Origin of the sequence: Edaphobacter sp. (assembly GCF_035763405.1) — a bacterium.
GTDB lineage: Bacteria > Acidobacteriota > Terriglobia > Terriglobales > Acidobacteriaceae > Edaphobacter.
Genome location: NZ_DASUBE010000091.1, coordinates 1 through 8,523, shown reverse-complemented (window position 1 = coordinate 8,523; position 8,523 = coordinate 1). Strand labels below are relative to the sequence as shown.

The 8,523-nt window shown below is 62.9% G+C and carries 6 protein-coding genes; 4 read left to right on the top strand and 2 right to left on the bottom strand.

The annotated features are described in order from the left end of the window. Positions 1-394: 394 nt before the first annotated feature. Positions 395-1,000 carry a TMEM175 family protein gene (locus VFU66_RS09395; RefSeq protein WP_326445984.1) on the bottom strand — a complete coding sequence of 202 codons (606 nt, stop codon included), beginning with the start codon at positions 998-1,000 and terminating at the stop codon, positions 395-397. A gap of 316 nt (positions 1,001-1,316) precedes the next feature. Here VFU66_RS09395 and VFU66_RS09390 point away from each other — a divergent pair, with 316 nt between their 5' ends. The 4 genes from VFU66_RS09390 to hemG all read left to right on the top strand — a co-directional run bounded on the left by VFU66_RS09390 (position 1,317) and on the right by hemG (position 7,256). Further along, positions 1,317-3,464 (top strand): molybdopterin-containing oxidoreductase family protein, encoded by a 2,148-nt coding sequence (locus VFU66_RS09390; RefSeq protein WP_326445983.1) that lies wholly within the window; start codon positions 1,317-1,319, stop codon positions 3,462-3,464. 322 nt (positions 3,465-3,786) lie between these two features. Further along, a complete protein-coding gene (gene hemE, locus VFU66_RS09385; protein WP_326445982.1) occupies positions 3,787-4,890 on the top strand; it encodes a uroporphyrinogen decarboxylase in 1,104 nt (367 codons plus the stop codon). After that, positions 4,883-5,863 (top strand): ferrochelatase, encoded by a 981-nt coding sequence (gene hemH, locus VFU66_RS09380; protein WP_326445981.1) that lies wholly within the window; start codon positions 4,883-4,885, stop codon positions 5,861-5,863. The genes hemE and hemH overlap by 8 nt, the downstream gene beginning before the upstream one ends. 10 nt (positions 5,864-5,873) lie before the next feature. Then, the gene (gene hemG / locus VFU66_RS09375; RefSeq protein WP_326445980.1) at positions 5,874-7,256 is read left to right on the top strand and encodes a protoporphyrinogen oxidase; all 1,383 of its coding nucleotides are present in this window, start codon (positions 5,874-5,876) and stop codon (positions 7,254-7,256) included. A 205-nt stretch (positions 7,257-7,461) separates the two neighbouring features. Here hemG and VFU66_RS09370 read toward each other — a convergent pair whose 3' ends face one another. Next, positions 7,462-8,214 (bottom strand): metallophosphoesterase family protein, encoded by a 753-nt coding sequence (locus VFU66_RS09370; protein WP_326445979.1) that lies wholly within the window; start codon positions 8,212-8,214, stop codon positions 7,462-7,464. Between the last annotated feature and the right edge of the window lie 309 nt (positions 8,215-8,523).

Below are 8,523 nucleotides of genomic sequence, written 5' to 3'. Positions count from 1 at the left end.
CGGTACTTGCGGCACGGCTGAAGCCGTGCCCTTAAGCAAAACGGACTTCTTCAGCACCCTCTAAAGCCCCATTGCATTGAGGGACGCTATGGCGTGGCTGAAGCCACGCCCCTTCAAAGCGAAGACTTAATCAGAGGTTCCTTAGGGATCAGAAAGCAGGCCCGGTGCTTCGGCCAGCTTCCGGAATACTGACAGCGATTTACAAGCGACTGCGGATTTCGCGTGCAATCGTGTGATTTCAGCAGAGGGAAATACAGGGGTCTCTCTCCGCTCCGCAGCTCGATGAGGCCGCGCTGCTCCGGTCGAGATGACGTGTGCTGAGTGGGGAGTCAAAAGTATTGTGCCGGTTGAGATGACGTTCTTGAGTGGGGTGCCGTCTCCGGTCGAGATGATGCTACCTGTTGGTTTGCTCTTCTTTGCAGGGATCGACTTTGGCGGTGGGGACGATCCAGACGACGGCGACCAGGGCGATGATGCCGAGCGCAACGTAGGGGTGGTAGAAGGACATGGGCATCGCAATCAGATAGAGACCGAGCGAGAGCCATTGTTTGCGCTGGATGGCGAGGTCCTCGTCGATGAGCGCGTCCTGGATGCGCAGGCGGCGGCCGATGGCCATGCGGAGCAGCAGGAAGCCGATGCCGGTCAGGATCATGGACGCGACGTAGAGCGCGGTCGAGAACGGGTCCAGATGCTTGTCGAGCAGATAGGACGTGAAGAACGGAATCAGCGAGAGGCAGAAGAGAAAGGCGAGGTTGGCCCAGAGGATGCGCTGGTCGGCTTCGCTCGTGCGGTGGACCAGATGGTGGTGATTGATCCAGTAGACGCCGGTGAAGCTGAACGAGAGCAGATAGATGACGAGCGTGGGCACGACCGCGCGCAGGCCGGCGAGGCCGTTGGCGGCGGGGACCTTCAGCTCCAGCACCATGATGGTGATGATGACGGCGATGACTCCGTCGGAGAAGGCTTCGAGGCGGGCGGTGGAGGTGGTGTGCTTCGACATGCTCGGTGCAAGCATACAACGGCGTGCAGAGGCGCTTGCGCATTTTTCTCTGAAACCTTAGTCAGGTGCGGGTTGAATCGAAACGCAGATTCCCTTCGGGAATGACAAACAAAAAGGGGCTGATGCGAGACGCCGATCCCTTCGGGAATGACAAACAAAGAAGACGGAATGACAAACAACGAGGGGTGGAATCGAGACGCAGATTCCCACCGGGAATGACAACAAAGAAGCGGGACTGCTTTGCTGGATCAGGACGTCACCGGGCTATATCTTCAGGAAAAAAGCCAGGAGCCTCTCGTCGCAGTAGAATCGAGGTATGGCCGCAGCGGGAGAGGCGATGAAGGTGGTTCATGCTGTGTGTTCGCATGACTGCCCGGATTCGTGCGGTGTGCTGGCTACGGTGGATACGGCGAGCGGGCGGGTGGTGAAGATTGAAGGCGACCCGACGCATCCGGTGACGCGCGGATTTTTGTGCGGCAAGGTGGCGAAGTATCTGGACCGCGTGTACTCGCCTGAGCGGTTGCTTTATCCGATGCGGCGTCGGGCTGGCGCGGCGAAGGGTCCGTCTGGATATGGCGCGGTGCGCGGGCGCGAGGCAGATGCCTTCGAGCGCATCACGTGGGATGAGGCTCTGGACGAGATTGCGGAGCGGCTCGGGAAGATTGCGGCGGAGTTCGGGCCGGAGAGCATTCTGCCATATAGCTACGCGGGGACGATTGGGCAGCTTGGGTACGGGTCGATGGACCGGCGGTTTTTTCATCGGCTGGGTGCGTCGCAGCTTGACCGGACGATCTGCTCGACGGCGGGCGGCGATGCGCTGGTGAGTGTGTACGGCGTGAAGCTGGGGCCTCCGCCTGAAGACTTTGTTCGTGCGGGTTTGATTATCGTGTGGGGCGGCAATGTGCATGGGAACAATGTGCATCTGTGGCCGTTCATCGAAGAGGCGCGGCGGGCGGGAGCGCGGCTGGTGGTGATCGATCCGTACCGCACGCGGACGGCGGCGCTGGCGGATGAGCATCTGGCGATCAACCCCGGCACGGACGCGGCGCTGGCGCTGGGGATGATGCACGTCATCTTCTCGGAGGGGCTCGAAGACGAAGAGTACATGGCGCGCTGCACGGTGGGCTCCGATGAGTTGAAGGCGCACGCGATGCGGCCGGAGTATTCGCCTGAAGCGGTGGCGCGGGCGACGGGGATCGATGCCGCGACGATTGCGCGGTTGGCGCGTGAGTATGCAGGGGCAGGGCGCGGTGGGCGCAAGCCTGCGGCGATCCGGCTGAACTATGGGATTCAGCGCAGCGAGTATGGGTGGACGTCGGTGCGGGCGGTGGCGATGCTGCCGCTGGTGACGGGCGCGTGGCGGTATCGGGGCGGAGGAATGCAGCTTTCGACCTCGGGCGCGTTTCCATTCAACGACAAGGCTCTGCGGATGCCGGAGCTGATGATGGCCAGCCCGCTGGGGCGCGAGGCGCGGGTGGTCAATATGGCGCAACTGGGCCGCGCGCTGACGACGCTGGGTGAGCGGGCAGAGGATGGGCCTCGGGTGAAGGCGTTGTTTGTCTACAACTCGAACCCGGCGGCGATTGCGCCGAACCAGAATGATGTGCTGCGAGGCTTTGCGCGCGCAGACCTGTTCACCGTGGTGCATGAGCAGTTCTTGACCGACACGACCGACTACGCCGACATCGTGCTGCCCGCGGCGACGTTTCTGGAGACGAAGGACGTGCAGGGGGCATACGGTCATCTGTATGCGCAGGTGAGCGAGCGGGCGATGGAACCGCTGGGCGAGGCGCGCAATAATGTCTGGTTATTTGGCCAGTTGGCGCGGCGCATGGGCTTTACTGAGGCGTGCTTTGAGGACGACGAGGATGCGCTGATCGATCAGGCGCTGGCGGTGAAGCATCCGTGGCTGACCGGGATGACGCGCGAGCGGCTGGAGCGCGAGCATCGCGTCCGCGTATCGCTGCCGGCGAACGACGCGGGCGAGGTGCTGCCGTTCAGTTCGGTGGAGTGGTTCCGCACGCCGAGCGGGCGCGGCGAGTTGACGCCTGTGCCGGTGTTTACTGCGCCGGTCGAGTCGCGTGCTCATGCCGATGGCGCGTATCCGCTGGAGTTTTTGCCGCGCAAAGCGGACAACTATATGAACTCGACGTTTGCGAATATCCCGGTGCATCAGCAGATGCAGGCGCGCACGGCGGGCGTGCTGGAGATGCACAGGGCGGACGCGGAGGCGCGCGGTATTCAGACGGGCGATCGGGTTGAGGTGTTCAATGCGCGAGGCAGGATTGCGCTGAACGCGGTGGTGAACGGGCAGGTGCAGGCGGGGGTGGTGTCGGCGCGGCTGGATTGGAACAAGCTCTCGGCGGGCGGAGGGAATGTAAACCGGCTGACCTCGGAGCGGCTGACCGATGCGGGCGGCGGGCCTACGTTCTATTCGACGCTGGTTGAGGTGCAGAAGGCCTGACGCCGATTGGCGCCGATGACACCGATTCGACCACGGATTGCGCGGATCAGCGCGGATCAAAGCAGGTCCCCCCGCTTCGCGGAAGGATGACAATTTTTCCCGGTAGTGTCGTCGTTGGGGGATGGGAGAAGCGGATTCCTTCCCCTTCGGCCTCGCTCAAGGTACGGAATGGAAATACAAAAAGACGGTGGAATGGACACGCGAAGAGTGCGGCGGAATGGCAATGGAACGGGGAGAATCATCCGTGCAGATCCGTGGTCGCATTTCGGTCAGTCGGTGCAAGGTGCTGCGCTGGGATGCTAGGCTCGAAGAGGGGAATTTTTTGAGCAACGTCTCGCTAGACCGCGTAGCAACACAGCAAACTGCCGATCCCGCTTCGTGCGGGAGCCGCTTCGTGCGGGCGTGTCTTGGTCGCCCCGTAGACCGGACACCGGTGTGGCTTCTGCGTCAGGCTGGACGCTACATGCCCGAGTACATGGCTGTGCGCAGGCACCATACTCTGCTCGATATATGCCGCACGCCGGAGATTGCCGCCGAGGTCACGATTACCGCAGCTGAGCGGCTGGGCGTGGATGCGGCGATCATCTTTGCCGACCTGCTGCTGCCGTTTACGCCGATGGGGCTGGAGTTTGAGTTTCTTGCCGGTGAAGGCCCGGTAGTACATCGTCCGGTGCGCACGGCGGAGCAGGTGGCCGCGCTCAGGACGGATCGCGTCGAGGAGTTGCAATACGTGGCGCGGGCCATCGAGCGGGTGGCCGCGCACTTCCGCGCTCCGCGTGCCGACGGCGACGCGCTGGGCATCATCGGATTCTGCGGCGCGCCGTTTACGCTGGCCAGCTACATGATCGAGGGCGGCTCGTCGCGCAACTATATCGAGACCAAGAAGATGATGTACTCGGACGCGGTGGCGTGGCCGCTGCTGATGGAGAAGCTGGTCTCGGTGCTGGCGGGCTTTGCTGCGCAGCAGGTGGAGGCCGGCGCGGACGTGATCCAGATCTTCGATAGCTGGGCGGGTGCGCTGGGTGTCGCTGACTATCGGCAATATGTGCTGCCTGCGACGCGGGAGCTGGTGCGGCGGGTGCAGGGGTTGGGCGTGCCGGTGATTTACTTCGGCGTGGATACGACTTCGCTGCTGCCGTCGATGGCGGAGACGGGCGCGGATGTGATTGGTCTGGACTGGCGCGTGCCGCTGGCGGAGGGTTGGAAGGCCGTCGGTTCCACGCGGGCGGTGCAGGGGAACCTCGATCCGATTACGCTGTTTGGTCCTGAGGATGTGTTGAAGGCCCGCGTGCGCGAGGTGCTGGCGGAGGCGGCAGGCAGGCCCGGGCATATCTTCAACCTGGGGCATGGCATTGTTCCGGGTACGCCGGTCGAAAACGTGATTCGGGTGGTGGAGTGGGTGAAGGAGTTTGGCCGCCATGAGTGACGCAGTGCTGCTGCTGGCGCATGGAACGCCCAACACACTGGGCGAGATGGCCGAATATCTCGACAAGGTGACGGGCGGGCGGGCAGTGCCTGCTGAAGTCGTGGAGGAGTTGCAGCATCGCTATGCGCTGATTGGGCTTCGGGAGACTGCAGGGGCGGAGCCTCCGCCGCTGACGAAGTGGACGCTGGCGCAGGGGCAGTTGCTGGGGCGGCTTTTTTTTGATAATGGATTGAAAACAAAGGTTTATGTGGCGATGCGAAACTGGCATCCCTATATCGCGGACGTGGTTGCGCAGATGCGGCAGGACGGCGTGACTCGCTTCCGGGCGATCTGTCTTGCTCCGCAGAATTCACGCACCAGCGTGGGACTGTATCGCAAGGCAACGCTGGCTGCGGCGGAGGGAATGGAAGTCGAGTTCGTTGCGGGATGGGCAGAACATCCATTGTTGATTGAAGCATTTGCGGAGAAATTGCGCACGGTGTGGAAGGTGGCGTGTGATGAGCTGGGAAAGCGGGTTCCGGTGCTCTTTACTGCCCACAGCGTGCCCACCCGGACGGTGACTGGCGATGCGCCTGACCCGTATCCTATTGAAGCGAAACGCACTGCGGCGCTGGTGGCCGAGTGCATGAAGGCGGCGGGGCTTGGAGAGCAGGACTGGCGCTTCGCTTTTCAGAGCCAGGGGGTCAGCGGCGGCCCGTGGATTGGGCCGACGGTTGAGGAGACGCTGGGGGTGTTGCGTGAGGAAGGGCACCGGGGTGTGGTGATTCAGCCAGTCGGGTTTCTCTGCGATCATGTTGAGATTCTGTACGATATTGATATTGCTTTCAGGCAGATAGCGGATGAGATGGGGCTGAAACTGTGGCGGGCTGAGAGCCTGAACGACTCTCCACTGCTGACGCGGGCGCTGGCTGAGCTTGCACTGGGGCCGTATACGGCCGGGGTCGAGGTGGCTCCGATTTCCGCCAGGGTGTAGGCTGGCGAGCATGAGGCGGATTGCGATTGTTGGCGGTGGGGTGGCGGGGGTGGCCGCGGCCTATGAGCTGGCCCGGATCCATCAGAGGCATCCTCTACAAGTTGTTTTATTTGAATCATCTGCACGGGTTGGCGGAGTCGTCGAGACGGTGCGGGAGGGCGAGTTCGTCATCGAATGCGGTCCAGACGGATGGGTGACGGAGAAGCCCTGGGCGCTGGAGCTTGCTGAAGAGCTTGGGCTTGGAGGCGAGCTGGTGTTCTCCGATGACGCCCGGCGCAAGACCTATGTGCTTCAGAGCGGCCGCCTGGTTGCGTTGCCGGACGGGATGCGCATGATGGTGCCTTCTATTTTGGAAAATATTGATTCTTCTGAACTTTTCAGCGATTCTGCAAAGCGGGCTTACCGCAATGAGGTGGATCGGGCTGAGGAGTTGAAGGTTGGCTGCTCGAACGGCGATGAGAGTGTGGCAGAGTTCATCCGGCGACACTTCGGCGAGGAAGTGGTTGAAAAGATTGGCGCTCCGCTGCTGAGCGGGGTGTTTGGCGGCGATGCGGAGAAGCTGAGCGTGCGTGCGGTGATGGCTCCGTTTGCGGCGATGGAGCGGGAGCACGGCAGCCTGATTACGGCTCTTAAGATGCAGTCCAAGTCTCCACATAATGCTGTTTTTACGACGCTTAGTAGTGGAATGGGAACGATCATTGACCGCATGGTCGCGACGATTCCGGGCGAGTGGATTCGCCGGAACGATGCGGTGCGGTATCTGTCGCGCGATGAGGAAGGCTGGCTGGTGGGCACCATGCATGAGGTCGAGCGGTTTGATGCGGTGCTGATGGCCGCGCCGGTCGATGTGGCCCGTTCGCTGATTGAGCCGGTGGATGAACGCATGGCGGAGCTGATGCGGATGGAGGCCAGCTCGGCCGTGGTGGTGGCGTTTGGGTTTCCGGACGCGAAGAAGTTTCCCGTGCCGCAGGGGTTTGGGTTTCTGGCCCCGCCTGGGCAGGGCAGCCTGCTGCTGGCCTGCACGTTTGTGGACCAGAAGTTTCCGGGGCGCGTGCCGGAGGGCGGGCGGCAGGTGCGGGCGTTCTTCGGTGGCGCGGCTGCCGAGCGGCTGATGCGGTGCGGCAACGACGAGATTGCCGCGATTGCGCGGTTTGAGCTGGCACGGATTCTGGGGCCGGTGCCGGAGCCGCAGGTGAGCGTGGTGCGAAGGTGGCCGCGGAGTTTGCCGCTGTATGCGGTCGGGCATCTGGAGCGGATGGCGGAGTTGGAGGCTCTGGTCCGGGCGCTTGGGGGACTGTGGCTGCTGGGGAATGGATACCGCGGCGTGGGAGTGCCGGATCTGGTGAGGGATGCCCGGGCGGCCGCGCGGGCGGCGGTGAAGGGCAGGGATTAGGGCATTTTCGATATAGGTGTCGCCCGGCGCGGGCCGATGCGAGACGCAGATTCGCTTCGGGAATGACAACAAATCCTGCTTCGCGGAAGGATGAGAACTGAAGAGTTCGGTACCGGGTGGGGAGCGGATTCCTTCCCTTTCGCTCAGGGCAGGCTGCTGCGCTCAGAATGACGGGTTGAACGTCGGAGGCTTAATCAGCGGCTCCTTATCGGCCTTCGCGGAGGCGGGCGGCGAGGCGTTCGGGCAGGCCGGCCATGAGGATGCGGCCCTGCGCGGTGGTGAGGTCGTAGGGGACGCGATGGTAGTGGATGGTGGCCGCGTCGCTGTCGTAGATGGCAAAGGCGGCACGCCAGTCGCAGTCGCGGGGTTGGCCGACGGAGCCGGGGTTGATGAGGTGGCGGGTGCCAGGGGCGATGTCGAGGACGACGGATTCGGCCTGGTCGTGGGTGGAGTAGCGCGGCTTCAGCTCCTGCCAGTCGTGTTCTTTTTGCGCGAAGCCGCCTTGCAGGTGGGTGTGGCCGAAGAAGGTGATTGGCGTGGGCATCTGCTGGAGCGGGGCCCAGGCGTCACGCATGTTGAGGATGTACTGGTCTTCGTTGAGCGGCGAGCCGTGAGCGCAGGTGACGCCGGGGTGCGCGGGTTGGAGCGGGCCTTGTGCGACGGCGCGGAGCCAGGCTGTATTTTCGGGCGTGAGCGTGCGCTGGGTCCAGAGGGCGGCGGCTCGGGCGACGGGGTTGAAGCCGAGCGCGGAGGAGAGTCCGCAGCAGACGCGGTCGTGATTGCCCCGGACGGTGAGCTCGGCCAGCGGGCGGACTAAGTCGATGACCTCGTTGGGGCTGGCGCCGTAACCGACCATGTCGCCGAGGTTCCAGAGCGTGTCGAAGGGCTGGGCCGCGGCGAGGACGGCGGTCAGGGCTTCGAGGTTGCCGTGGATGTCGGAGAGGATGAGGGCACGCATGGGGGATGGGCTTGCTTAGTCTATCGGGAATAGGGCTTAGGGACTAGGGCTCAGGGCTTAGGAAAGCAGATTCCTTCGGCTTGGCTCAGGGGACGAAATGGAAATGCAGAATGGGCTTAGGGGAGGTCTGATTAAGTCCGCGAGGATTCCCTCAGGGGCTAAGAGGGTTATGAAAAAGTATCTCGCCGGGAAGAAAGCGTACCTCAGCGGCTAAAGCCGCGTTGATTTTGCAGCGTTAGCGGCACGGCTGAAGCCGTGCCCTTAAGCAAAACTGACTTTTTCAGCACCCTCTAAAGCCCCCATTGCATT